The sequence below is a fragment of the Denitromonas iodatirespirans genome, from assembly GCF_018524365.1.
In the GTDB taxonomy this organism is placed as follows: domain Bacteria; phylum Pseudomonadota; class Gammaproteobacteria; order Burkholderiales; family Rhodocyclaceae; genus Nitrogeniibacter; species Nitrogeniibacter iodatirespirans.
This window is the reverse complement of record NZ_JAEKFT010000001.1, coordinates 143,673-168,022: the sequence shown is the minus strand read 5'-3', so window position 1 is coordinate 168,022 and position 24,350 is coordinate 143,673. Positions and strand designations below refer to the sequence as shown.

Annotated in this window: 18 protein-coding genes; 5 read left to right on the top strand and 13 right to left on the bottom strand. The window is 71.1% G+C overall.

Annotation, left to right across the window (positions count from 1 at the left end):
- Positions 1-2: 2 nt before the first annotated feature.
- The 3 genes from I8J34_RS00810 to I8J34_RS00800 are packed head-to-tail and all read right to left on the bottom strand — an operon-like array spanning position 3 to position 2,132.
- Positions 3-854 (bottom strand): sulfurtransferase, encoded by an 852-nt coding sequence (locus tag I8J34_RS00810; RefSeq protein WP_214359453.1) that lies wholly within the window; start codon positions 852-854, stop codon positions 3-5.
- Entirely contained in the window at positions 851-1,210 is a 360-nt protein-coding gene (locus I8J34_RS00805; protein WP_214359452.1) for a SpoIIAA family protein, read from the bottom strand. The genes I8J34_RS00810 and I8J34_RS00805 overlap by 4 nt, the downstream gene beginning before the upstream one ends.
- A 58-nt stretch (positions 1,211-1,268) precedes the next feature.
- A complete protein-coding gene (locus tag I8J34_RS00800) occupies positions 1,269-2,132 on the bottom strand; it encodes a DMT family transporter (protein WP_214359451.1) in 864 nt (287 codons plus the stop codon).
- A gap of 123 nt (positions 2,133-2,255) precedes the next feature.
- Between I8J34_RS00800 and alkA the strand changes: the two genes are divergently transcribed.
- Genes alkA through I8J34_RS00785 form a run of 3 tightly spaced genes read left to right on the top strand, consistent with a single transcriptional unit; the run spans position 2,256 to position 5,051 of the window.
- On the top strand, positions 2,256-3,689 hold the full coding sequence (gene alkA / locus I8J34_RS00795) for a DNA-3-methyladenine glycosylase 2 (RefSeq protein ID WP_214359450.1): 1,434 nt from the start codon (positions 2,256-2,258) through the stop codon (positions 3,687-3,689).
- The gene (locus I8J34_RS00790; protein WP_214359449.1) at positions 3,686-4,156 is read left to right on the top strand and encodes a methylated-DNA--[protein]-cysteine S-methyltransferase; all 471 of its coding nucleotides are present in this window, start codon (positions 3,686-3,688) and stop codon (positions 4,154-4,156) included. Before alkA ends, I8J34_RS00790 begins: the two co-directional genes overlap by 4 nt.
- Positions 4,143-5,051: a DMT family transporter gene (locus I8J34_RS00785; protein ID WP_214359448.1), complete on the top strand. Its 909-nt coding sequence runs from the start codon at positions 4,143-4,145 to the stop codon at positions 5,049-5,051. The genes I8J34_RS00790 and I8J34_RS00785 overlap by 14 nt, the downstream gene beginning before the upstream one ends.
- Positions 5,052-5,064: 13 nt before the next feature.
- On the opposite strand, the gene I8J34_RS00780 is transcribed toward I8J34_RS00785, so the two are convergent.
- Entirely contained in the window at positions 5,065-5,307 is a 243-nt protein-coding gene (locus tag I8J34_RS00780; RefSeq protein WP_214359447.1) for a PA2433 domain-containing protein, read from the bottom strand.
- Positions 5,308-5,720: 413 nt separating this feature from the next.
- On the opposite strand from I8J34_RS00780, the gene I8J34_RS00775 reads away from it, so the two are divergent.
- Positions 5,721-6,773: a DnaJ C-terminal domain-containing protein gene (locus tag I8J34_RS00775; protein WP_214359446.1), complete on the top strand. Its 1,053-nt coding sequence runs from the start codon at positions 5,721-5,723 to the stop codon at positions 6,771-6,773.
- Positions 6,774-6,842: 69 nt separating this feature from the next.
- Here the strand turns inward: I8J34_RS00775 and I8J34_RS00770 are convergent, their stop codons facing one another.
- On the bottom strand, positions 6,843-7,658 hold the full coding sequence (locus I8J34_RS00770; RefSeq protein WP_214359445.1) for a PEP-CTERM sorting domain-containing protein: 816 nt from the start codon (positions 7,656-7,658) through the stop codon (positions 6,843-6,845).
- Positions 7,659-8,019: 361 nt separating this feature from the next.
- Between I8J34_RS00770 and I8J34_RS00765 the strand changes: the two genes are divergently transcribed.
- A complete protein-coding gene (locus I8J34_RS00765; protein ID WP_214359444.1) occupies positions 8,020-8,376 on the top strand; it encodes a DUF1304 domain-containing protein in 357 nt (118 codons plus the stop codon).
- A gap of 28 nt (positions 8,377-8,404) precedes the next feature.
- On the opposite strand, the gene I8J34_RS00760 is transcribed toward I8J34_RS00765, so the two are convergent.
- The 8 genes from I8J34_RS00760 to ftsX all read right to left on the bottom strand — a co-directional run bounded on the left by I8J34_RS00760 (position 8,405) and on the right by ftsX (position 24,262).
- Positions 8,405-8,896, bottom strand: coding sequence for a flavodoxin family protein (locus I8J34_RS00760; RefSeq protein WP_214359443.1), 492 nt, complete (start codon positions 8,894-8,896; stop codon positions 8,405-8,407).
- A gap of 9 nt (positions 8,897-8,905) precedes the next feature.
- Positions 8,906-10,534, bottom strand: a complete 1,629-nt coding sequence (locus I8J34_RS00755; protein ID WP_214359442.1) for an ATP-binding domain-containing protein — start codon at positions 10,532-10,534, stop codon at positions 8,906-8,908.
- A 38-nt stretch (positions 10,535-10,572) separates the two neighbouring features.
- Entirely contained in the window at positions 10,573-12,579 is a 2,007-nt protein-coding gene (gene recD / locus I8J34_RS00750; RefSeq protein WP_214359441.1) for an exodeoxyribonuclease V subunit alpha, read from the bottom strand.
- On the bottom strand, positions 12,576-16,235 hold the full coding sequence (gene recB, locus I8J34_RS00745) for an exodeoxyribonuclease V subunit beta (RefSeq protein ID WP_214359440.1): 3,660 nt from the start codon (positions 16,233-16,235) through the stop codon (positions 12,576-12,578). The genes recD and recB overlap by 4 nt, the downstream gene beginning before the upstream one ends.
- Positions 16,232-19,765, bottom strand: coding sequence for an exodeoxyribonuclease V subunit gamma (gene recC, locus I8J34_RS00740; RefSeq protein ID WP_230411655.1), 3,534 nt, complete (start codon positions 19,763-19,765; stop codon positions 16,232-16,234). The genes recB and recC overlap by 4 nt, the downstream gene beginning before the upstream one ends.
- A 64-nt stretch (positions 19,766-19,829) precedes the next feature.
- On the bottom strand, positions 19,830-20,771 hold the full coding sequence (locus tag I8J34_RS00735; RefSeq protein WP_214359439.1) for a transglutaminase family protein: 942 nt from the start codon (positions 20,769-20,771) through the stop codon (positions 19,830-19,832).
- Positions 20,772-20,773: 2 nt separating this feature from the next.
- Positions 20,774-23,245: a circularly permuted type 2 ATP-grasp protein gene (locus I8J34_RS00730; protein ID WP_214359438.1), complete on the bottom strand. Its 2,472-nt coding sequence runs from the start codon at positions 23,243-23,245 to the stop codon at positions 20,774-20,776.
- Positions 23,246-23,362: 117 nt separating this feature from the next.
- A complete protein-coding gene (gene ftsX / locus I8J34_RS00725; protein ID WP_214359627.1) occupies positions 23,363-24,262 on the bottom strand; it encodes a permease-like cell division protein FtsX in 900 nt (299 codons plus the stop codon).
- Positions 24,263-24,350: the final 88 nt, after the last annotated feature.

Sequence of the window (24,350 nt, the reverse complement as noted above, 5' to 3'; positions counted from 1 at the left end):
GGCTAGGCTCCGCGCGCCACCGGGCGCGTCGCATCCGCACACCACTCGCTCCACGACCCGGGATACAGCCGTCCGCTGGGCAGCCCGGCGATCTCCATCGCCAGCAGGTTGTGGCAGGCGGTGACCCCCGAGCCGCATTGATGCACCACCTCTTGCGGATCGCGCCCGGCGAGCAGGGTGGTGAATTCGCGGCGTAGCTGGTCGGCCGGCTTGAAGCGGCCGTCGGGGCGGAGGTTGTCCTTGAAGAAGCGGTTGATGGCGCCCGGGATGTGGCCGCCGACCGGGTCGATGGTTTCGTTTTCGCCGCGGAAACGATCCGGGCTGCGGGCATCGACCAGCACCATGGCGTCGCCGCCCTTGTGCCGGTCGACATAGTCCACATCCACCGCGAGCGGTTGCGGCGCGGCGTCGAAGCGGGTCGGAGCCGGGGTGGTCGGCTGGTGGGTGAGCAGGGCGACATCCGAACACCAGCCCTGAAAACCACCGTCGAGCACGGCCACATTGCGGTGGCCGAGCCAGTTGAGCAGCCACCACAGGCGGGCTGCGTACATGCCGCCCGAATCATCGTAGGCGACAACCTGGCTGTCGCGGTCGATGCCGATCTCGCCCAGCCGGCGGGCGAGATCGGTGGGGTCCGGCAGCGGGTGGCGACCGTTGCGGCCGGTGCGCGGGCCGGACAGATCGTCGTCCAGGTGCAGGAAACGGGCACCGGGGATGTGGCTCTTGGCGTAGGCGGCGCGGCCGAAATCGGGGTTGGCCAGGTCGTGGCGGCAATCCACCACCACCCACCCGGGCGTCTGCAGATGATGGATCAGGCGCTCGGGGGTGATCAGCGTGCGAAAAGGCTCGCTCACTCGACCAGTTCCTCGCCGGCCAGCCAGGCGCGGCCGTCGGCTTCATCGGCGAAGACCCGCACATCGGCCTCGACGAACATCTGCGATATCCAGGCGCTCCAGGTCGCCCACTGGTCTTCGGTGATGACGGCGATCTTGCCGAAGTCGTTCTTGTGCTGGCGGCTGAAGCGGATTTCTTCCCATGCCACGTCGATCGTGAAGCCGCTCATCTCGCGCAGATCGATCAGCAGATTGACCGGCCCCTCGAACTTGATCTTGTAATTGACCAGTTCTTCGAACTCCCGGTAATCGTCCAGGGTGAACTCGCCGAAGACCGCGATGGCGACGATGCCGGGGGCGTGCTCTTTGGTGATCATGCCGTGCTCCTTTTGGGCAGAAGGCCTGCTTCTACTATAACGACCGGCCCGGAGCGCTTCAATCGCCGCGTGGTGCGCCGGGCGCGGGTGCTCGGGCACGCGTGACGAGGATGCCGCTGCTCATGATCAGGGCGATGCCCAACCAGGCCGGCGCGGGCAGCACTTCGCCCCACAACAGCACCCCGAACAGGCTGGCGAACACCACGGTGGAATAGGCCAGGTTGGCCGCCACGATGGTGGCGCCGACCCGGTAGGCGCGGGTCATGGCCAATTGGGCGGCGGTGCCGAACACGCCGATGCCCAGCACCAGCGCCGCGCCGCTGGCCTCGGGCAGGCGAAAGCCGCCGCCGGCCACCACGAAGGGCAGGGCGCCCAGACAGGTGATGCACGAAAAGTAGAAGACGGTGCGCGATTCCGGCTCGCCGGCGCGCCCCAGTTCGCGCACATTGATGTAGGCCAGGCTGGCGATCAGGCCCGAGCCCAGGCCGGCCAGCGCGCCCAGCCATTGATCGGCCGCCAGGGTCGGGCGCAGCAAGGCCACGACGCCGACAAAGCCGAGCAGCACGGCGACAAGCGCCAGCGGTCGCAGCGCTTCGCGGAACCACAGCGCGAGCAGCAAGGCGACGAAGATCGGCGAGGTGTAGTTGAGCGTGACGGCCGCCGCCAGCGGCAATTGGCTGATGGCGAAGAAATAGCACCCCAGCGCCACCGAGCCGGACACGGCGCGCGACACCTGCAGGCGCCAGTGCCGGGTGCGAAAAGTCGTGCCGCGGTGGCGCATGAACACGGCCATGAACAGCAGGCCGGCCAGGCCACGGTAGAAGGTCAGCTCTGCGACACTGAAGCGGTCCGCACCGAGCTTGACGCACACGCCCATGCAGGCGAACAGCAAACTGGCGAGGATCATCCACAGAGCGGGCATGGCATGGCGCAGTGCAACACAATGCGGCATTGAACCACAGCCCGCGGCGGGCCTGACAGTTTTGCCCGATTCCATGTCCGATGTGTTCGTGCCCCATGCCGGCGCGCTGACCATAATGCAGGCATGGAACTCGATCCCGACCGCTGCTACGACGCTTTCACCGCCCATGACGCCCGCTTCGACGGACGGGTGTTCGTCGGCGTGCGCTCCACCGGCATTTACTGCCGGCCCGTGTGCCGGGTGCGCACGCCGCGGCGGTCCGTGTGTACGTTCTACGTGAGCGCCGCGGCAGCCGAGGCGGCGGGTTTCCGGCCCTGCCTGCGCTGCCGGCCCGAGCTGGCGCCGGGGTTGTCGGCGATGGATGCCAGCGCCACCCTGGCCCATGCCGCGGCCGGCCTGATCGATGCGCATCTGGCCGACGACTTGTCGGTGGCCTCGCTGGCCGGCAAGGTGGGGATCACTGATCGCCATCTGCGCCGCCTGTTCCGTGAGCATTTCGGCGTGGCGCCGGCCGACTACCTGCGCACCCGCCGCCTGCTGCTGGCCAAGCGTCTGCTCACCGATACCGGGTTGCCGGTCACCGATGTGGCAGCCGCGGCCGGTTTCGGCAGCCTGCGCGCGCTCGAAGCCGCCTTCCAGCGCCACTACCGCATGGTGCCCTCGGCGCTGCGCGGCCCGCGCCGGCCGGGGGCGGACGATGCGCTGCACTTCACGCTCAGCTACCGCCCGCCGCTGGACTACGCGCGCCTCGTCGACTTCCTCGCCGGGCGCACCATCGCCGGCGTCGAGCAGGTGGTCGATGGTGAATACCGCCGCAGCGTGCGCCTCGACGGCGTGCGCGGCTGGCTGGGCGTGCGCCCCGGCAAGGCGGCGCTGGAAGTGACGCTGTCGGCCTCGCTGGCCGCCGCCGTGCCGGCCGCGCTGGCCGGGGTGCGCCGCCTGTTCGATCTGGATGCCGATCCCGCCGCCGTGACCCAGGCGCTCGGCCCGCTCGCCGAGGCCCGGCCCGGCCTGCGCCTGCCCGGCGCCTTCGATGGCATCGAGATGGCGGTGCGGGCGGTGCTCGGCCAGCAGATCACGGTCAAGGCCGCCCGCACGCTGGCCGGCCGCTTCACCGCGGCCTTCGGCACGGCGCTCGATACTCCGTGGGCCGCGGTCAATACCACCTTCCCCACGGCCGAGCGCATCGCCGCGCTGAGCGTGTCGCAGATCGCCGAGCTGGGCGTGATCCGCCGTCGCGCCGAGGTCATCATTGCCCTGGCAGCGGCCGTGGCCGAGGGGCGGCTCATGCTCTCGCCCGGCGCGCCGGTGCAGGACACCATCGCCCAGCTGCAGGCCTTGCCCGGCATCGGCCCATGGACGGCGCACTACATCGCCATGCGCGCGCTGGCCTGGCCCGATGCCTACCCCGACGGCGACTATGGCGTGCGTGCTGCGCTGGGCATGTGCAGCGCCCGCGAGGCGCGCCAGCAGGCCGAGGCCTGGCGCCCCTGGCGGGCCTACGCCGTGATGCATTTATGGGCTTCGCTCGGCGAAGCCGAGGAGGCGACATCATGATTTCAGCAAGCTACGGACTGCGCTTCGACACCCCGCTCGGCGTCTGCCAGTTGCGCGCCGGCAAGGCCGGCCTGCTCAGCGCGTATTTCGACGATGCCGATTGCGATCTGCCGGCCAGCGCCGTGTGCCACGAGGCGGCGCGCCAGATCCGTGCCTATTTCGCCGGCGAACGCACGGCGTTCGATCTGTCGCTTGATCCGCAAGGCACCGCCTTCCAGCAGGCGGTGTGGACCGCCTTGCTCAAGCTGCCCTACGGCGCCACCACGCATTACGGCGCCCTGGCCGAGGCGCTCGGTCGCCCGCGCGCCGCGCGTGCCGTCGGCGCCGCGGTGGGCCGCAATCCGCTGTGGCTGATCATCCCCTGCCATCGCGTGATCGGGCGCGACGGATCCCTCACCGGCTACGCGGGCGGGCTCGACCGCAAGCGGGCCTTGCTCGACCTGGAGGCCGCGCATGCGACCGCGTGACACGTTCGACCTGATCCTGCTCGCCGCCCTGTGGGGCGCCTCCTTCCTGTTCATGCGCCAGGCCGCGCCAGAGTTCGGACCGGTCGGGCTGATCTTCATCCGCGTGCTGTTCGCCGCGCTGTTCCTGCTGCCGATCATCGTCTGGCGCGGGCAGTGGCGCGAGCTGGTGCAGCATGCCTGGCCGCTGACCGTCATAGGTATTCTCAACTCCGCGCTGCCCTTCGTGCTGATCGCCTGGGCGCTGCTCTCGCTGACGGCCGGTTTCGCCTCCATCGTCAACGCCACCGCGCCCTTGTGGGCCGCCCTGGTGGCGCGGCTGTGGTTTGGCGAGCGGCTCACCCGCTGGCGCGCGGCGGGGCTGGCGATCGGCTTCGTCGGCGTCGGCGTGCTGGTGTCGGGCAAGGCCGGCTTCCATGGCGAGCACATCGTGTTGTCGGTGGTGGCGGGGTTGGCCGCGACGCTGTCGTATGGTGTGTCGGCCAACTACACCAAGCGCTATCTCACCGGTGTCTCCTCGCTGGCGATTGCCACCGGCGGGCAGACCGCCGCGGCCATCGCGCTGGCGCCGCTGGCCTGGTGGCTGTGGCCGGACGGCCCGATCAGCCTTGGCGCCTGGGGCGCTGCCGCCGTGCTGGCAGTGGCCTGCACGGCGGTGGCCTACATTCTCTACTTCCGGCTCATCGCCAACATCGGCCCGGCGCGCGCGATCGCCGTTACCTTTCTGATCCCCGCCTTCGGCATGGGCTGGGGCGTGCTGATCCTCGACGAAGCCCTCGGCCTGCGCATGCTCGCCGGTGCCGGCGTGATCCTGGCCGGCACTGCGCTGGCGACCGGGCTGGTCGATGGCGACAAATTGCGTCGCTGGGCGACGAAGCTGGGCTTGCGTGCGGCTTGAGCCAGGCGGCCCTTTACACGCCGAGCACTTTCAAGGCTTTGGCCAGCGTGTCGACCGCCTCCTGATGCTTGCCGGCCTTGTGCAAGGCTTCGCCTTCGGCGCGCCAGGTCTTGACCTGCGCCATCTGTTCGGCGCTGAGTTGCGGATTCTTGGACATGGCCTCGTCGATCTTCTTCATGTCGATCGGGCAGTGAAAGGCCCAGGCGCCGGTCGAGACGGCGAACAGGGCGGCTGCCAGTGCGGTTTTCAGCGTCATGCTTGATCTCCTGCGTGGGGTTATTTCAAGCTAGTCGGCGGCGGGCCGGGCGACCAGCCCGAAAACGTAAGCGTTCTTGCGCTGCCGGCCGTCACCACCGCTGCGCCGCCGAGGCCCCGGGCGGGCTAACCCGGATATTTCACCAGGCCGGCCCCTTTCTGCCGGCAGCGTCAATACCCGCGCGGCTTTGCCGCAGCCGACGCCAGAGCCACTTTGGCTCGTCGGGCCTGCGCGGTGGCTGTGCGTGCATTGGCCGCGCATTTCGGCCGCTCCTCCTCACCAAGGCCCCCGGCCTTGTCTTCGTCGTTCGCGACCGAACTGCATTGCCCACTGCTCGCCCATCCATCCGCGCCCCGATGAAATTTCCGGGTTAAGCTGGCGCCCCGATGTGTTGATGATCCCTGCGTTCGACCATGCCTGCCTCGTCCCGTACCCAAGCCTATTCCGCCCTCGGCCTCGCCCCCGGTGCCGTGCCCGCCGAGATCAAGCGCGCCTTTCGTCGGCTGGCCATGCACTGGCATCCCGACCGCAACGCGGGGGCGGAAGCGGCCGAGCGCTTTCGGCAGGTCAAGGCGGCGCATGATCTGCTGATCCGCGGCGGCGGTGCGGATACCGGGCCGGATGATGTGGCCGACGACATGGCCGAGCCAGACGCGGCGCCGGTGCGCGGCCCCGACCAGCAGGAGATGCTGTGGCTGACGGTCGAGGAGGCGATCTTCGGCGACGTTCAGGTGCTCGAGCTGACGCGGCCCGAACCTTGCGACGAATGCGACGGCACGGGCCGGATCACGCTGGCCTCGTCGCGCATGTGCGCCTGCTGCCGGGGCAGCGGACGGGTGCAGGGCCGCCACGGCTTGGTGCGCTGCGATGTCTGCGGCGGGCGCGGGTACTCCGCCGAGGCGGCGTGCGAGGCCTGTGAGGGCAGCGGCGAGCGCCGGGCCGGTCGCAAGCTGCGGGTGACGGTGCCGGCTGGCATGTGGCCGGGGCGCACGTTGCGTGTGGCCGGCAAGGCACAGCCGGTGGGCGATCTGCCGCCGGGCGATCTGTTGCTGGTCTGCCAATTGCGTCTGCACGGGCTGTTTGCCCTGCGCGGCGAGGCGCTCGAAGTGCGCGTGCCGGTCCCGTTGTTCGCCCTGCTGGCGGGCGAGCCGGTGACGGTGCCGGTGCCCGGCGGTGAGACGGTATGTGTCGAAGTGCCGGCGGGCACGGCGGTCGAAACCTGCCTGGAGCTGCCCGGCCAGGGTCTGCCATTGCGCAGCGGCGGGCGCGGCGCCTTGCATGTTGTGATGCAGCCGGTGCTGCCCGAGGCTCTGGGCAAGACCGACATCGCGGCCTTGCGTGCCTTGCAAGCCGCACTGGCCGGACGCGAAGCCAAACTCTATCCCGCGCTGGCCGAGTGGCGCGCCACTTGGCTGGGCATGACCCCCCGGAAGTCCGGCAAGAAATCGCGCAAGAAAGCGGGGTAGCCCGCCTGCGGTGGGCACAAATGAAAACCGGGGGCCCACGGGCCCCCGGTCGAACGGTGCGGGAACGACTCAGCTGCGACGGCGGGCGATCAGGCCCATCAAACCGATGCCGGCGAGCAGCATGGCGTAGGACTGAGGCTCAGGAACCGCGGCAATGCCGTAGTCGATGCCGGCCTGGGATTCCAGTCGCACATTGGGAGCTGCCGCCATGGCGAAACTGGTGGTGTTGCTGAAATCGGCAACGCCCCCGTTGTCCGCCAGGGCGGAGAAGGTGGCCACCAGACCGTAGGTCTTGCCGTACTCGAAATCGAAGTCCGACTCGAAGGTGTCGTTGACCGTCACGAACTGACGCCCGGCGATGTTCCGGGTGTCGGCGGCCAGCATCAGCGGGTTCGAAAGGCTGTAGCTCGTGCCCAGGTCGGTCACGTCGTACAGCGCAATGCTGAGCGAGTACCCGGCCGAACCGAAGTTGTTGCCGGTGAGGGTGCCGGTGAGCAGTGCCGTGAGGCTGGCGCTGCCCATGCCGGCGCCGCCGGAAAAGGTGATGAAGTCGGTCAGGCTGGCGACGGCCGAGGCGCTGCTGCTGCCGGAGCCGGCATTGCCGGCGGGATGGTAGGCGGTGCTGGCGTAGGCCGAGAGGGCGGTTTCGTTCACCGCGGCCGTGGCATCGAAACCGAAACCGTTCTTGCTGCCGCTGACGGTGCTCGGCGCACCGGTGGCATCGGATTCGGAGGTGCTGAGGTTGCCGGACTTCGCGCCGAGCGTGAAGTCGTAGCTACCGGTCGCCGTGCTGTTCAGTTCGGCGTCGGGGAGTGCCCAAGCCGACGGGGCGGCCATGGCCGCCGACAGGCCGACGGCGAGGGTCATGAAAGCGGGTAATTGCATGCTGCTTCTCCAGGTGGCTGAGTGGGGCGGGCGGTTGCGCCCACTGCCGGGTCGTTCGATCGGCTGACAAGATATAACATTTTCATTGTCGACGGTAGAACATTGGCATGCCATAAAACTGCAACGGAATATTTGTAAGTGCCGACGTGCTTGCCGGTGTCCTGACGCAGGCTGGCGAACCGCGCGGTGCGGCGCTCCCGCGCCATGGACGCCGCTCAAAGGCGCCCGATTGCTTTGCGATGGGCCGGGAGGCCGCGGCATTACCGGGGGCGGTGATTCGGGCTCGCCGACACGCTACACTGCGTGCTCCACCCACATGTCGGGCTTGGCCGCAGGCCCTGTCGATCGGAAAAAAATGTCCATGGGAACGTTCGGTAACATTGTTGTGGCGCTTGTGGCGCTGATCCACCTCTACATCCTGGTGCTCGAGATGTTTCTGTGGGACAAGCCGGCGGGGCTGCGCGCCTTCGGCCAAACGCTGGAATCGGCGCGTGCATCGAAGGTGCTGGCGGCCAACCAGGGGCTGTACAACGGCTTTCTCGCCGCCGGCCTGCTGTGGGGGCTGGTGCTCGGTGCCGACGGTTTCGCGGTCAAGGTGTTCTTTCTCGCCTGCGTGCTGGTCGCCGGGCTATACGGCGCGGCAACCGCCAGCCGCAAGATCCTCTTCGTGCAGGCGCTGCCGGCCGCGATCGGGCTGCTGGCGCTGTGGTTGTCGTAGCCGGGGGGGCCGGCCGCGCGGCAATGCCTCAGAACACGCCCATCGCCAGGCCGGCCGCCAAGGCTGCGCCGATCTCCTCGCAGCGGGTCAGCTCGTCCGCCGCGATGTGCTTCTGACGCAGGATTTCTTCGGTCGTCTGCGCATGGGTGCACACGATCAAGGGCGGCGACACCGCCTTGAGCCGCCAGCCGGTCGCGATGCGTTCGATCTGGCGTGCCGCGTTGGCGCCGTCGCTGCCCGCGCATACCAGGGTGGCGTAGGGGCGGCCGTTGAGCTGGTCGAGCGCGGCGTAATAGCTGCGGTCGAAAAAGTCCTTGAGCTGGCCCGAGATGGCGGCCAGGTTCTCCGGCGTGGCAAAGAGGTAGCCGTCGGCTGCCAGCACATCCTCGGGGCCGGCTTCGGCGGCATGCAGCAGCCTCACCGCGACCGCCTCTTCGGTCGCAGCGCCGTCCGCGGCGGCGCGTGCCATCTGCAAGGTGCCGCCGGTCATGGTGTGATACACGATCAGTAGCGTCTTCATGGCCCAAGCCTACGCCTGCGCCAGTCGGGCCGCTGCGCGTTCCGACATCACCAGCACCAGGTGCAGGCGCGCGCGGGTGGCGCCGACGAAGAGCTTGCGGGCGCTGCGCGCATCGAGCGTGTCGAAGTCGATCTCGGCCAGGATGACGGCCGGCGCGGCCTGGCCCTTGAAGCGATAGACCGATTCGATCAGCACCTCGCCCGCGGTGTACGCCGGCTGGCCGAGCAGGTCGTAACCGCCGGTGAAGGTGCGCAGCGTGGTCTGGCCGAGGCGCTCGGCATGCAGCAGGGCCGAGTGCTGATGCCCGCGGAAGCTGAGGATGGCGAGGTCTTCCTTGCGAAAGCCGGCCGCGTAGGTGCGGCGGATGGCCTCCTTGACGCGCTCGCGCAGCTGCTCGGCATCGCGGTAGGTGAGGATGTCCACGCCGGTGTCGCTGAAGGGCGACTGGGCCTCGATCTGCAGGCCCTCGGGCAAGAGCGGACGCAGGAAGTCGACGATGGCGCGCGGGCTGCGGTAGTTGGCCTCGGAGCGCAGCGTGACCCAGCCGGGCAACTCGACCGGCGGCTGCTCGTAGAGATTCTGCAGCGGGTCTTCCAGCCACAGCTGGCGCGCTTCGGGCGTGGCGTGGCGCAGCACGATGTCGCGCCAGGCGGCGGAGAAGTCCTGCCCCTCGTCGACGATCACGGTGTCGAACATCAGTTCGGCCTGCGGCGGCCGGGCGGCGGCGCGGCTGACCAACTGCTCGAAGGCGCCGGGGGCGGAGAAATCGGTGGCCTCGTCGTGCGACTGCAGGTGCAGGTCGCACAGCATGTGGAAGGTGCAGGCCAGCCCGCCGCGCGGGACGATGGCGTTGAAATGGTCGGCCAGCGGCCGGTTGTAGCACACATAGAGCGGCCGCTTGCCGGCCTCGAGCGTGGCCTGGTACTCGGCCAGCGCGAGCTGGGTCTTGCCCGAGCCGGCGGTACCGGTGACCCGCAGGCGGAAGGGGCTGAAATCCAGCCGCCGGCCCCAGTGCGCCAGCCCGCCCGAGATGCGCGTGACCATCGCCTCGGCGCGGCCGACCAACGCGCTGACGTCCGGCTGCAATTGCAGGATGTCGCGCAATAGGCGATGCACCTTGGCGGCGCGGGCGTGGTCGCTGCGCGGCGGCAGGATGCGGTCGATGATCTCGACGAGCGCCTCGCGCCGGCCGGCGTCGACGATGCGCCCGGCGTCGATGCCGGCGGTGGCCGGCGACCTGACATGGTAGTCGGGGCAGAAGAAGAGGTATTCGAGCCCGCCGCGCTCCTTGCCCAGGGCGGCGTCCAGCTTGCCGCGCACGATGTGCAGCGCCTGTGCGATGCGCGCCGCCACCTGCCGCGGGCGCACCGGGTGGCGCTCGACGAGGCCGGCATCGGTCTCGTCGAGCAGGCCGGCCTTCTGTTCAATCAGCAGCACATCGCCGGCCTGGTTGACGAGGATGAAGTCGATCTCGCCATAGATCGACTGCTCGCCCTCCAGCGTGCTCCAGTGCACCGCGTGATAGATGGTGTAGGCCGCGGGCAGGGCGCGCGCCAGGCGGGCCAGGGTGTCGATGCGCCGCGCCTGGGCGCCGGTGGCGTTGAGGGTCTGCCAGCCGTCGGGATGGGTGTGGGCCATGCGTCGCGCCTTGTGTGTTGAGAGCCTGCCCTGCGGTTCTAAGCCATCAAGCCGCTGTCGCGCAACACACGCCGCTCGATCGCCGCCTGCTCGACCGCCGCGCCGCCGGGGCACAGCAGCGTGAAGGCCATGCGGGCGCGGGTGATGCCGGTGTACAGCAGCTCGCGGGTGAGGATCGGGCTGGGCGCTTCGGGCAGCGCCAGTGCCACATGCGCGAACTCCGAGCCCTGCGACTTGTGCGCCGTGAGCGCATACACCGTCTCCACCGCCTGCAGGCGACTGGGCAGCACCCAGTGGATGCCCGCGCTGCCATCGCTGGCCGGGAAGGCCACACGCAGGCTCCACCCGTCCTCACCCGTGCCCGGCACCGGCAGGGTGATGCCGATGTCGCCGTTCATCAGGCCCAGGCCGTAGTCGTTGCGCGTCACCAGCACCGGCCGGCCGGCATACCAGCCGTCGACCGCGGGGATCAGCCCGGCGCCGTGCAGCACCTGGGCGATGCGCGTGTTGAGCCCTTCCACGCCCCAGGCGCCGCGGCGCAGCGCGCACAGCAGCTGGAAGCGGCCGTGGGCGGCCAGCACGGCATGTGCCCAGGCGTCGAAGGCCGGCTGGCCGGCGTCATGGGCCGGGCGTTCGCGGCCGACATGCTCGAGGTAGTGGCGGTAGCCGTGCTTAGCATCGAGGATCAATGCGCCGAAGGCGGCCTCGGTGCAGGCGTCGCCCGTCAGGCGGCGCAGGTCGGTCGGCGCGGCTTGCCACAGCGCGGCCACCGCGACCGGGTCGCCGGCATTGACCGCCGCGGCGAGGCGGCCGATGCCACTGTCGGCCGAAAAGCGGTGGCTCGCCCGCAGCATCGCCACGGCCTGGTCGAGCGCCGTGCCGGCGCTGTCGACCAAGGCGGGGTCTAGCGCCTCGCCGCAGGCCTCGGCCAGCCACGCGGCCGTGGCCGGGGTGTAGTGGCCTACCTCGGCGCGGCGGCACAGCTCGCCGAGCACCGCGCCGGCTTCCACCGAGGCCAGCTGATCCTTGTCGCCGAGCAGGATCAGCCGGGCCTGCGGCGGCAGGGCGGCGAGCACGGCGGCCATCATTTCGAGGTCGACCATCGAGGCTTCGTCGATCACCAGCACGTCGAGCGGCAGGCGCTTGCCGGCATGGTGGCGGAACTGGCGGCTGTCCGGCCGGCTGCCGAGCAGGCGGTGCAAGGTGGTGACGGCGGTCGGAATCGCGGCGCGCACCGCGTCGCCATCGGCCAGCGCGCCCAGCGGCAGGCCGGCCACGGCGGTGGCGATCGAGGCATTGAGGCGCGCGGCGGCCTTGCCGGTCGGCGCGGCCAGGCGGATGCGCAACTCGCGCCCCCCGGGTTGGTCCAGCGCCAACGCCTGTAGCAGGGCCAGCAGCTTGACCACGGTGGTGGTCTTGCCGGTGCCGGGGCCACCGGTGACGATGGCAAAGCCGCTGCGAGCGGCCAGTGCGCAGGCGATCTTCTGCCAGTCGGGGCCGCCGGTGGTGGAGGTAAACAGCGCATCGAGCGGGCCGCGCAGCGCGGTGGCGGCAGGTGGTGTGCCGGCTTGCAGGCGCTGGTCGATGCCGGCGCGCACGTCCTGCTCGTACTGCCAGTAGCGGCGCAGGTAGAGGCGGTTGCCGACGCGCACCAGCGGCGTGCTGCCGGCGCCGGGAGCGACCAGGGCCGGGCTGTCGAGCGCGGCCAGCCAGGCATCGAGTGTGACCGTTTTGAGTACCGCGCCGGGCAGGGCGGCCGGCTCGGTGGCCTCGGCACCCTCGGGCGGCAGCGACAGGGCGAAGGCCGGGTCGGCCAGCGTGGCGGCCAGGTCCAGGCATACATGGCCGCGCCCGAGCTGGTGGCTGGCCAGCGCGGCGGCGAGGATGGCGAGCGGTGGCGCCTCGGGCACCTCGCGCCACAGAAAGCCGGCAAAGGCCACGTCGAGCGCTCGCAGCCAGCCGCGCTCGGCCCAGCCAGCCAGCAACGTGGCCATGGGCAGGGCGTCGGCTGCGGGCGGTGCCGATTCGGGCAGGCAGGGGATCATGCGGCCTCCGGCGTGGCGGCGAATAGCGCATCGAGCGCCTCGATCAGCGCGCGTGGCGCGCGCTCGACATGCAGGCCCTGGCCGGGGGCGCGGCTGCCGCGCAGGAACAGGTACACCGCGCCGCCGATGTGGCGCTCGTAGTCGTAGTCGGGCAGGCGGGCGGCGAGCAGGCGGTGCAGGGCGAAGGTGTAGAGCACGTACTGCAGCTCGTAGCGGGCGTCGAGGATGGCCGCGCGCATGGCCTCGGCGGTGTAGGCGGCGTCGTCCGGGCCGAGCCAATTGGACTTGTAGTCGGCCACGTAGTAGCGGCCTTCATGCACGAACACCAGGTCGATGAAGCCCTTGAGCATGCCGTTGAGCCGGTCGGGTTGCAGTGCCGGGCGCGGCGCGGCGCCGAGGGTGTGGGCGCACACCAGGCGGTCGAGGGCGAGGGTGTCGACCTGGTGCGCGGCGATCCAGAACTCCATTTCGGCCACCGTGGTGTCGAGCGTGGCCAGCGAGACCGTCGCATCCGGCAACTGCAGCTCGACGGTGACGAAGTGGGTCAGCCAGTCGGTGAGGGTGTCTGTCCACTCGCCCCAGCCGCGCTGCTGGCAGCGCCGGGCGATCATCTCGCGCAGGCGCGGGCGCTGCGCGGCGCTGGCGGCGAAGCCCTCGCGCGCCGCCCATTCGAGCAGTTCGTGGAGGAAGCTGCCGACCTCGGCGCCGCGCGGGAAGGCGTGCAGCGAGCCGGGCGCCGGTGTCTTGAGCGGTGGCTGCGGGGCCGCGTCGGGCGTGGCCAGGGTTTCGCGCAGGATGTCCTCGCCCGGCGTGTCGGCGGCGCCGCGCGCCATCGGGCCGCCGGCCTTGAGCGCCGAGTAGCTGGCGATCCACCAATGCTCGCGCACCGGGCGCTGCGGCTGGCGCGCGGCGCCGCGGGCGGCGGCTGCGGCGGGCGGGGTGAAGCGCGCCTCGCCCGCTTCGGGGGCTGGGGCGACGCAGATCGGCCCGGCCTCGCCGGCCAGTTCCGTCAGCAAGGGGGCGAGCGCCTCGGGGGCGATGGCCTCGCCGCCGCCGAGCAGATAGCCGATGGCGCTGTCGGCCAGGCCGTCGATGGGCGCCACGCCGATCCAGGTGGCGTGGCGCGCGCGGGTCAGCGCCACATACAGCTTGCGCAGGTCTTCGCCGAGGCGTTCGCGGTCGGCCTGGCGGCGGGTGGCTTCGTCCGCGTTCAGCGTGAGCGTGAGCCGGCCGTCGGCATCATGCGTCTTGAGCGGCAGGTCGGTGCGCTTGACCGCGCGGTAGGTGCAGGCGAAGGGCAGGAACACCAGCGGGTATTCCAGGCCCTTGGATTTGTGCACCGTCACCACCTGCACCAGGTCGGCATCGCTTTCGAGGCGGATCTGCCGCGCGTCGGCGCCGGGGCGGTCGTCGGCGCGCAGCTCGGCCAGATGGCGGATCAGCGCGTGCTCGCCGTCGATGCGGGCGCTGGCCTGCTGCAGCAATTCGGCCAGGTGCAGCAGGTCGGTGAGGGCGCGTTCGCCATTGGCCTGCGGATCGGCCATCAAGCGGGCGGGCAGGTGGAAGTCGTGCATCAGCCGGCGCAGCATCGGCAGCACGCCCTGCCGGCGCCAGCACTCGCGGTAGGCGCGAAACTGCAGCACGCGCGCCTCCCACGCCTGCTCGTCGTGGTTGAAGGTGTCCAGCTCGGCCCAGCCGAGCGCCAGCGTGGGCGTGGCCAGCGCGGCGCGCAGGCGGCGCGGGTCGTCCGGCTCGGCGCAGGCGGCCAGCCACAGCTGCAGGTCGGCGGCCTGGGCGGTCTGCAGTACCGAGTCGCGCTCGGACAGATAGACGCTGCGCACGCCGAGCGCGCTCAGCGCGGCGCGGATGGCGGCCGCTTCGCTGCGATTGTTGACCAGCACCGCGATGTCGGCCGGGCGCAGCGGGGCCTCGCCGCCGGGGCCGACGAAGGCGGCGCGGCCAGCCTGGCCGAAGTTGAGCAGGCGCACCATCTCGCTGGCGGCGGCCTCGGCCATGCGGCTGATGTAGCTGTCCTTGGTGACGATGCCTTTCTCGCCGGGCGGCAGATGCCAGGCGGTGAGCGCCGGCAGGGGCGCGGCGTCGATGCAGAAGCGCTCGGCCCGCCCGCGCGCCTCGGCCGGCACGAAGGGCACCGGGTTGCCCTGCGCGCTCTTGAACAGGAAGGCGCCGTCCGGGTGCGCCTCGGCGCGCGCGAAGCAGCGGTTGGTGGCCTCGACCATCTCGGCCGTGGCGCGGTAGTTGCGCTGGAGCGTGTGCCGGCGCCCGGCGCAGGCGCGGCGCGCGACCAGATAGGTGTGGATGTCGGCGCCGCGGAAGGCGTAGATCGCCTGCTTGGGGTCGCCGATGAGGATCAGCGCGGTGTCGGGCGCATTGGCCGCGATGCGATAGACCGCGTCGAAGATGGCGTACTGCACCGGGTCGGTGTCCTGGAACTCGTCGATCAGCGCCACCGGGAAGCTGTGGCGGATGCGCGCCGCCAGCTGCGCGCCGTTGGGGCCGGCAAGCGCGGCGGCGAGGCGGGTGAGCAGGTCGTCGAAGCCCATCTGGGCGCGGCGCCGCTGCTCGCGCTCGAAGCGCTCGGCGACCCAGCGGGCGGCGTGGCACAGCAGGTCGGCGCGCGCCTCGGGCAGGGCGGCGAGCGTGGTGTCGAGGGTGTCGAGCGCGCGCAGGGCCGGATGGGTCGGGGGCGCGCCGGTCTTCCAGATCTCGGCCAGCCCGCTTTCGGTGAGCCGATCCTTGGTGGCGCCGCTCAGGCCCGGATGGATCAGGTCGACATCGTCGCGCCAGGCGGCGATGGCGGCCATTGCCTTGTCGAAGTTGGGCCCGTTGAGCTTGGCGCCGTTGAAGGCCTTCTGCGCGCGCGCCGCGTCGATCAGGGCGCGCAACTCGTCCACCCACGCACCCCACGGTGCCTTGAGCGCCTCGAGGGCGGCGCTGCGTTCATGCAGCACGCGCGCCAGGGTGTCGGCCGGCGCGGCCGGCTCAGGCAGGGTGGCGGCATGGGGCAGCAGGGCGTCGAGGTCTTCTTGCAGGGTGGCCGGGCCGGGCCAGTGCTCGAGTACCTCGAGCACCGAGGCCGCCGGCAGCGGCACCATGTGGCTGCGCCAGTAATCGCGCACGGTTTCGGCGAGCAGCTCGCTCTGGTCGGTTTCGAGCGCCTGGGTGAACAGGCTGCCGCTGTCGAAGGCATGCTCGCGCAGCATACGGTTGCACCAGCCGTGGATGGTCGACACGGCGGCCTCGTCCATCCATTCGGCGGCCAGTTGCAGGCGGCGCGCGCAGGCGGGCCATTGCTCGGGCGGGAAGTCGGCGCGCAGGTCGTGCAGCAGGTCTTCGCCGGGCGGGCGCTCGGTGACGCTGTCGGGGTCTGCGAGAAAGACGCCGACCGCCTCGGCCAGGCGCTGGCGAATGCGCTCGCGCAACTCCTGGGTGGCCGCCTCGGTGAAGGTGACGACCAGGATCTCGGGCGGCGTCAGCGGCCGGGCAAAGCCGTGCTCGCCGCCATGGCCGAGCACCAGGCGCAGGTAGAGCGCGGCGATGGTGTAGGTCTTGCCGGTGCCGGCGCTGGCCTCGATCAGCCGGCTGCCGTGCAGCGCGAAGCGCAGCGGGTCGAGGAGGGTATCGACGGCACTCATGCGCGGCCGTCCGCCTTGGCATGGAGCGCCAGCGGCAGCGGGCGCAGCAGCATCTCGGCCAGCTCGGCGAATTCGCCGTCGCCGGCGAAGGCGTCGAAGTCGGCCCAGACGCGGCGCAGGTAGGCGTCGCCGTTCAGCTCGCCGGCGCCCTGGTAGCTGTCTTCGAAGGCCCGGCGTGCGGCGCTGGTGGCTTTTTGCAGGGCGAGCTCGGCGCCGTCGCCCTCGGCGGCGCCCGGGTCGGGCAGGGCGTTGAGCCAGGCGAAGGCGGTGCGCGGCGCCAGCGGCAAGGGCCGGCGCATGCCTTGCTGCCAGGCGGCGAGCAAGGTGTGCAGATGGCGGCCGGCGGTGTCGGGGTCCAGCGGCGGCAGCGTCACCTCGCCGACCTTGCTGACGATCTCGGTGGTGATCGGGCCGCCCGACACGGTGGCGGCCAGGTGCGCGACCCAGTGCGGGACGAGCTTGTCGCCGCGGTACTTGTTGTCCTTGACCAGATCGCTGTCGGACAGCCGCACCCGGCCGCGTGCGCCGTCTACGGCATGGCGCAGGCCGCCGAGCCAGTCGGCCAGCTCGAGCGGCTGGCCGTCGAGGGTGGCGGCGAAGCGGATGGCTTCGTCCTCGCTTGCCGCCTGCGGCCAGCGCGCCAGGGCGTCGGCATAGGCCTCGAAGAGCTCCGGCATGGGCGCCACCAGGGCCGCGCCCATGGCCTCGCCGAAGCCGCCGCCGGCCAGCGCGCCGCGCCGGGCGATGGCGGCCAGGGCGGTGTCGCGGGCGTGGTCGATGTCGCCGCCTTCGGCCAGCGCACGCGCCTGGGCCTCGATCAGCTCGGCCTGCAGCGCCCAGTGACCGAGGCCGTCGAGTTCGAAGGGCTCGACATCGTCGCTGGTGGCGTCGTCGGTCTCGAAGCGCACGCCGAGACGTTGCTGGAAGAAGGCGCGGGCGGGGTTCCGGAGGAAGTCGGCCAGCTCGCGCAGCGACAGCGGCGTCTCGCGCGCGATCGGCGCCAGGGCGGTGTCGGGCGCGCGCGGCGGGGCGTCGGCGGCCCATTCGCGGGCATAGGTGAAGTGGCCGGCGTCGTTGGGCGCGGGCGGGAAGTAGTCGGGGCTGAAGGGCTGCAGGCGGTGCTCGGTGGTGAGCGCGGCGAGCAGGGCGTCGGGGTCGTCATGGCCGGCCAGGCGCCAGCCGGTGGCGAGGTGGTCGCGCAGTTGGCCGACCAGCACCGAGGGCGGGCGCGGGGTGTTGTCGGTGATGCTGCGCCCGACCCACGAAATGGTGAGCCGCTCGCGCGCCGACAGCAGGGCTTCGAGAAACAGGTAGCGGTCGTCCTCGCGGCGCGAGCGGTCGCCGGGGCGGTAGTCGCGGCCCATCAGGTCGAAATCCATGGGGATGCGGGTGCGCGGGTAGTCGCCGTCGTTCATGCCGAGCAGGCACACCTGGCGGAAGGGAATCGCGCGCATCGGCATGAGGGTGGCGAAGGTGACGGCGCCGCCGAAGAAGCGCTGCGCCAGGCCGGCCTCGTCGAGCCGGGCCAGCCAGTCGTCGCCGACCACCGAGACGGGCAGGGCGTCGGTGAGCGCGGCTTCGTCACAGGCGTCCTGCCAGCGCTGCAGGGCGGTGTCGAGCTGGGCCAGGGTGAGGGCGTCGTCGCTGTCCTCGGCGGCGAAGAAGTCGGCCATCAGGCGGCGCAGGCGCGCGCACCAGGTGGGGACGTCGGCCGGCGTGGTCAGCGCCTGCCAGGTCTGCTCAATGCGTTCGAGCAGCTGCACCAGCGGGCCGAGCACGGCGGCGTCGAGGCCGCCGACGTCGCCATGCGGTTCGATGCCTTGCCACGGCCCGGCGTCGGGGCCGGCGGCATAGCCGAGCAGCAGGCGACGCAGGCCGAACAGCCAGGTGTTGGGGGCGGCGGCCTCGGCCGGCGCGGGCAGGTCGAGGCTGGCGCGATGCCCGGCATGCAGGCCCCAGCGGATATTGGCGCCGTGGATCCAGCGGTGCAGCAGCGGCAGGTCGGCCGCGTCGATGCCGAAGCGCGCGCGCAGGGCGGGCACTTCGATCAGGTCGAGCAGCTCGCTGACCGCCAGGCGCGACTGTGGCAGGGCCAGCAGCTGGGCCACGGCGTTGAGCAAGGGGTCGGCATGGCGGCGGCCCTGGTCGGCCAGGCTGAAGGGGATGTGGCGCGCATCGTCGGTGTCGAGCAGGCCGAACACCGCCTGCACATGCGGGGCGTAGGCGTCGATGTCGGGGACCATGACGATCACGTCGCGCGGGCGCAGGCTGGGGTCGGCGTTGAAGGCGTCGAGCAGCTGGTCGTGCAGGATCTCGACCTCGCGCTGCGGGCCGTGGGCGACATGGAAGCGCAGCGAGGTATCGCGTGCCGGGTCGAGCGCCGGCCAGGTGGCGCGGCTCTCGGCCAGCGGGCGCAGGGCGCGGATGTCGTCCTGCAGCTGGCCGAGCAGGTGGCCGGTGTCGGGCGGCGAGAACAGGTCGATGCGCTGGCCGATGGCATCGAAATGGCGGGCATAGTGTTCGCGCGCCTCGGCGCTGTCGTGCTCGTCGAGCAGGGCGATGAAGTCGCGCCCCTGCTTGCCCCAGGCGGCCAGCAGCGGATGGGCGTAGAGGTGCAGGGCGTCGTCGGGCAGCGCCTCGGGCATGCCGGCGCGGCGTGCCTGGCGGCGGGCGCTCTGGCGCAGCAGGTCCTTGCCGGCGACGATGTCGGCCCAGTAGTGCTCGCAGGGGTTGTGCACGCACATCACCACTTGCGTCCAGCGGCCCAGCACGGCGAGCACTTCGAGCGACTGGCGCGGCAGCGAGGAGATGCCGAAGACCATGACGCGGCGCGGCAGGCCGGCCGGGCGCGCGTCGCCATGCCAGTCGCGGGCGCGGGCCATGAAGGCGGCGTGCACCGCGGCGCGGCCGCTGTCGTTCGGGGTGTTGGCGCCGCCGACGTCGTCGAGGATGGCGCGCCACAGCGCCGCCTGCCAGCGTTGGTCGTCGGGCAGCGGCGCTCGGGTGGCGCCGGCGTCGATCAGCACATCGCTGCCGTCGGCCCAGGCGGCCAGCCAGTCGGCGCGATAGACCTGGTACTGGTCGAACAGGTCGGCGAGGCGCTCGGCCAGCTGGAAGCGCTTGCGCAGGTCGGCGTCGTCGTCGAGAAAGCGCTGCAGCGGGGCGTAGGCCGGCGCGTGCATCAGTGCAGGCAGCAGGCGCATCAGGCGCCAGACGAGGCGGGTCTTGTCGAAGGGCGAGGTCTCGGGCACCGCCTCGCGGCCGAGCACGGCGCGGTAGGCCTGCCACAGAAAGCGCGAGGGCAGCAGGAAGTCGAGCGCGGCGGCGATGCCGCAGCCGCCGGCGTGCCGGTCGGCGGCCAGCGACAGGCGCAGCCACTGGGCGATGCCGTTGCTCTGCACCAGGATGACTTCGTTTTCGAGCGGGGCCAGCGGGTAGCGCTGCATCCAGCCGACCATCAGGTCGCGCAGGGCTTCGGCGTGGTTGCCGTGGACGAGCATCAGGCCGGTGGGCAGGGCGGCAGCGGTCAAGGCGGGTTCCGTCGGGCGCGGGGTGGCGTTTCAGGGGCCAAGCATAGCCGAAACCGGCCGCTGGTCAGGCGGCGGGCTGGGCGCGGCCGTTTTCGTAGACGAGGGAGAACTCGGATTCGGGGACCACGGTGACTGAGATCTTGAGCGTGTGGCTGCCGGCGCCGAGGATCACGCCGCGCACCGGCGAGACGTCGGCGAAATCGCGCCCCCAGCCGACGGTGATGTGTTCGAGCGCCGGGGTGGTGTTGTTGGTCGGGTCGAAATCGACCCAGCCCAGGCCCGGGCAGAACACCGAGACCCAGGCATGGGTGGCGTCGGCGCCGATCAGACGGGGCTTGCCCGGCGGCGGCACGGTGAGCAGGTAGCCGCTCACATAGCGGGCGGCCAGGCCGATCGAGCGCAGGCAGGAGATCATCACATGGCTCAGGTCCTGGCACACGCCGCGGCGCTGCTCGAAAACGCGGGTCACCGGGGTGGCCACGTCGGTGGCCTTGGGGTCGAAGGTGAATTCGCGATGGATGCGGGCCATCAAGGCCTGGACGCCGGCCAGGAATGGCAGGCCCGGGGTGAAGACCTCCAGCGCATAGGCGGCGAACTCGCGCTTGAGGCGCACGTTGGGCGACTCGAAGCAGAAGGCGCTGGCCGCCAGCAGTTCGGGCGCCAGCGCCCGGCCGGCGCGGTAGGCGAGGGTGTCGCGCACGCGTTCCCAGGCCGGGCTCTGGGCGACATCGAGGGGGGGGCGCGGGTTGAGTTCGATCCAGGATTCGGCACGGATCAGCAGGTGCTCGTGGCTGGCTTCGAGGTCGATGGTGCGCACCGGGTTGCCGAAGCTGTCGATCCAGTTTTCGCTGCGCGAGGGTGCGGGCTCGATCTGCAGGCGGTGCGACAGGCTGCGCTGGTGCTCGAGCAGGCGCGGGGTGAGGCGGATCATCTGGCGCGACTCGCTCACCGGATAGGTGTAGCGGTAGAGGGTGTCGTGCAGCAGGTGGTAGCGGACGGCGCTCATGCTCAGTGGGTCCGGGCGTCGGGCGCGGTGTGGGTGAAGTAGCGCTTGTGCAGGGTTTCGGACAGGGCCGAGGTGTCGTCGGCGATGCGTTCGAGCTGCTCGGCCAGCGCGCGGCAGGCGAGGCGGTTGTCGTCGGCTTCGAAGCGCGTCAGGTCGAAGCGGTGCAGGGCCTCGCGCATGGCGTGCAGGGCGTCGGTGCGCGGATGGCCGAGGTCGCGTGCGACGCTGTCGAGTTCGGTGTCGAGTTCGTTGATCTGGAAGATCACGGCATGTGGGTTGCTGTCGTCGAAGACCAGCAGGTGGATCACCGGCAGCACTTCGGGGACGCGCCGGTAGCGGGCCCGATAGGTGACGATGGCGTTGGTCGCTTCGAGCAGCCATTCGAGGCTGCGCTCGCGCGCCGCGTCACCGAAGCGCAGCACCACCTCGATCAGTGCGGCGAGCCGGTGCAGGCGCTCGATGCGCCGACCGAGGATGAGAAAGCGCCAGCCTTCGTCGCGGGTCATGTCGTCGAGTGCGAAACCGGCCAGCGAGATGCTGTCGAGCATGGCGCGGTCGACCGCCGCCAGCGCCTGGCCGACCGACAGCAGCGGCCGGTCGAAGAGGCGGGCCATGCGGTTGAGCGCATGCCAGTTGTCGGAGGACATGCGCTCGCGCACCTGACCGGCGCTGTAGCTGAGCTGGCGCGACATGCTGGCCAGCGAGCCGGGCTGGGTCGGGTCGCAGACCGCGGCGAGCACTTCCTTCTCGCGCTCGTCGGCGCTCGCCGCGGGGTCGGGCGCGGCGGCGAGGATGTCCATGTGATGGCAGGCGGCGAGCAAGTCGGGCAGGCTCGATTCGTCGTCGTCCTCGCCGGTGGACAGGCGGCTCAGCGTGGCACGCAGCAGGCGTGCGGTGGCTTCGCTGCGCTCGGTGTAGCGGCCCATCCAGAACAGGTTGTCGCCGACCCGCGAGGGCACGTCGGAGCCGCCGCAGACCAGGTCGATGACGCCGAGGCGGCGCTTGAGCAGGCTGACCCGCCGTACCGGGCCAGCGGCGCGCACCCACACGTCCTTCGACACGCCGCCGCGCGGCATCGACAGGATCTCTTGATGCGGGCTGGCGGCCACCCGGCCGAGCGCGCCGGGCATCACCGCATAGCCCTCCGGGGTGGCGCAGGCGAACAGGCGCAGGCCGACGGTGCGCGCCTGCAGGCCGGCCGGGCCCCAGGTGGGTGCCTGCGCCATGCGGATCCATTCCTGGGCGACATAGGCATGCGGCTGTGCACGCAGGCGGGCGATCATGTCTTCGCGTTCGGCGCCTTCGAGCGTGTGGCCGAAGACGGCCGGCAGGCTCATGTCGGAAAACGCGGGCTTGATGACGAGGTCGTCGAGATGCGCGATGACATGGTCGAGCGCCGCCGCCTCGCCGCACCACCAGCTGGCCACCGACGGCATGCTCAGCGCCTCGCCGGTGAGGCGTTCGGCGATGCCGGGCAGGAAGCCGAACAGCGCACCCGTTTCGAGCACGCCGCTGCCCAGCGCATTGCTCACCAGCACCCGCCCGGCGCGCACCGCGGCGAGCAGGCCGGGCACGCCCACGGCCGAGTCGGCGCGCAGTTCGAGCGGATCGCACAGGTCGTCATCGAGCCGGCGCAGGATGCCGTGCACCCGGCGCAGGCCGCGCAGGGTCTTGAGGTAGACGGTGTTGTCGCGCACCGTGAGGTCGCGCCCCTCGACCAGCGGATAGCCCAGGTAGCGGGCCAGGAAGGCGTGCTCGAAATAGCTGTCGTCGCCGGGGCCGGGGGTGAGCAGCACGACCAGCGGCGGCTCGCCTTCGGAGGGGGCGAGCCGGGCGAAGCCGTCGAGCAGGGTGCGGAAGAAGCCCGACAGCGGATGGACCTGCAGCTGGCGGAAGGCGTCCGGGAAGGTCTTGGCCAGGATGATGCGGTTCTGCAGGCTGTAGCCGGCGCCCGCAGGGCTGCGGGTGTGGTCGGCGATCACCCACCACTTGCCGTCCGGGCCGCGCGCGAGGTCGACCGCATAGGTGTTCAGGAAGATGCCGCCGGGCGGGCGGATGCCGACGCAGGGCCATTTGTAGCCGGGTTGGCCAAAGGCCAGGGCGGGCGGCAGCAGCCCTTCGGCGAGCAGGTGCTGGGGGCCGTAGAGGTCGGCCAGGGTGGCATTGAGCACGCCGGCACGCTGGGCGACCGCCTCCGACAGGTAGTGCCATTCTTCCGGTGCGATGACCAGCGGCAGCGGATCGAGCTCCCACGGGTGGCGGGCCTCCTGGCCTTCGGCATGCACGTTGTAGGAAATGCCGTCGGAGAGGATCGAGTCGGCCACCAGCTGGGCGCGGGCGTCGAGGCCGTCGACCCCCAGACCGTCGAGCCGGGCGACCAGCGGGCGCCAGTGGGCGCGCGGCTTGCCGTGGGCGTCGAGCAGCTCGTCGTAGCGGTCGGCAGGAGGGGCGTAGGTGTCGAGCAGGGTCGGCATGGCGGGCGCGTCGGTCAGATGCGTATCATGGCACGCGTTTCCGGCGATGTGGACAGGGCGCGGGCGGGCTGAGGGCGTGGTGAGAAACGTGTCACACCACGGTCGGCCACTAAGGGGTTATTGGCTCTCGCGCAGATGCCGCCGTACCGACAGCGCCGTGCCCAGCCAGCCCAGCGCGATGGCCACCACCAGCAGGGCGAGCACTTGCGGCGGCGTCGGTCCGTTGAGCGAGAAGACCGCACCGTAGGCTTCGGCCAGCGCCTCGACCGAGGGGCGCATCAGCGCGATGCTGAGGGTGACGACGCTCCAGGCCACCAGGCCGCCGAGCAGGCCTTGCAGGCAGCCCAGCCAGTAGAAGGGGCGGCGGATGAAAGCGTCGGTGGCGCCGAGCAGGCGGGTGACGTCGATCTCGGCACGCTGGGTGAGGATCTGCAGGCGGATGGTGTTGAAGGTGATGATCACCAGCGCCGCGCCGAGCAGCACCGCGAGCAGGCTGACGCCGAGTTCGACCAGCGACAGCAGGGTGTGCAGGCGCTGCACCCAGGCCGCGTCGAGCTGCACATGATCGACCTTGGGCCAGGCGGCGAAGGTGGTGTGCAGGCGCTCGAACAGGGCCGGGTCTTCCTGGCGCGGGGTGACGATGAAGGCATGCGGCAGCGGGTTGCGCTCCAGGCCGTCGAGCACGTCCGCCAGGCCGTTGTCAGCCAGTTGCTTGAGGGCGGCGTCGCGCGGCACGAACTGCACGCCGGCCAGCGCGTCCTGAGCGCGCAGGCGCGATTCGATGTCGGCCACGTCGGCCTCGGTGGCATCGAGCGACAGATACAGGCTGATCTCCGGGCTGCCGGTGACACCGCGCGCCAGCGAGGCGGCATTGTCGACCAGCACGAAGCCGCCGGCCGGCAGGGCCAGCGCAATGCCGACCACCAGTGCCGAGAGCAGCGTGCCCAGCGGCTGGCGCAGCAGGCGCTGCATGGCGTGGGCGATGGCCTTGCGATGTTGGTAGGACCAGGCGCGCATCATCCTAGAGACCGTAGTTGGACGCGGCCGAGTGGGCGTCTGGCGAGATGTCTGGCAAGGCGCGACGACGCACAGCCTGCACGCTGTA

Excerpts from the sequence above, each read along its gene's own strand:
- I8J34_RS00805 (WP_214359452.1), bottom strand. The coding sequence starts at position 1,210 with ATGATCACCAAAGAGCACGCCCCCGGCATCGTCGCCATCGCGGTCTTC.
- I8J34_RS00800 (WP_214359451.1), bottom strand. The coding sequence starts at position 2,132 with ATGCCCGCTCTGTGGATGATCCTCGCCAGTTTGCTGTTCGCCTGCATG.
- alkA (WP_214359450.1), top strand. The coding sequence starts at position 2,256 with ATGGAACTCGATCCCGACCGCTGCTACGACGCTTTCACCGCCCATGAC.
- I8J34_RS00790 (WP_214359449.1), top strand. The coding sequence starts at position 3,686 with ATGATTTCAGCAAGCTACGGACTGCGCTTCGACACCCCGCTCGGCGTC.
- I8J34_RS00785 (WP_214359448.1), top strand. The coding sequence starts at position 4,143 with ATGCGACCGCGTGACACGTTCGACCTGATCCTGCTCGCCGCCCTGTGG.
- I8J34_RS00780 (WP_214359447.1), bottom strand. The coding sequence starts at position 5,307 with ATGACGCTGAAAACCGCACTGGCAGCCGCCCTGTTCGCCGTCTCGACC.
- I8J34_RS00775 (WP_214359446.1), top strand. The coding sequence starts at position 5,721 with ATGCCTGCCTCGTCCCGTACCCAAGCCTATTCCGCCCTCGGCCTCGCC.
- I8J34_RS00770 (WP_214359445.1), bottom strand. The coding sequence starts at position 7,658 with ATGCAATTACCCGCTTTCATGACCCTCGCCGTCGGCCTGTCGGCGGCC.
- I8J34_RS00765 (WP_214359444.1), top strand. The coding sequence starts at position 8,020 with ATGGGAACGTTCGGTAACATTGTTGTGGCGCTTGTGGCGCTGATCCAC.
- I8J34_RS00760 (WP_214359443.1), bottom strand. The coding sequence starts at position 8,896 with ATGAAGACGCTACTGATCGTGTATCACACCATGACCGGCGGCACCTTG.
- I8J34_RS00755 (WP_214359442.1), bottom strand. The coding sequence starts at position 10,534 with ATGGCCCACACCCATCCCGACGGCTGGCAGACCCTCAACGCCACCGGC.
- recD (WP_214359441.1), bottom strand. The coding sequence starts at position 12,579 with ATGATCCCCTGCCTGCCCGAATCGGCACCGCCCGCAGCCGACGCCCTG.
- recB (WP_214359440.1), bottom strand. The coding sequence starts at position 16,235 with ATGAGTGCCGTCGATACCCTCCTCGACCCGCTGCGCTTCGCGCTGCAC.
- I8J34_RS00735 (WP_214359439.1), bottom strand. The coding sequence starts at position 20,771 with ATGAGCGCCGTCCGCTACCACCTGCTGCACGACACCCTCTACCGCTAC.
- I8J34_RS00730 (WP_214359438.1), bottom strand. The coding sequence starts at position 23,245 with ATGCCGACCCTGCTCGACACCTACGCCCCTCCTGCCGACCGCTACGAC.
- ftsX (WP_214359627.1), bottom strand. The coding sequence starts at position 24,262 with ATGCGCGCCTGGTCCTACCAACATCGCAAGGCCATCGCCCACGCCATG.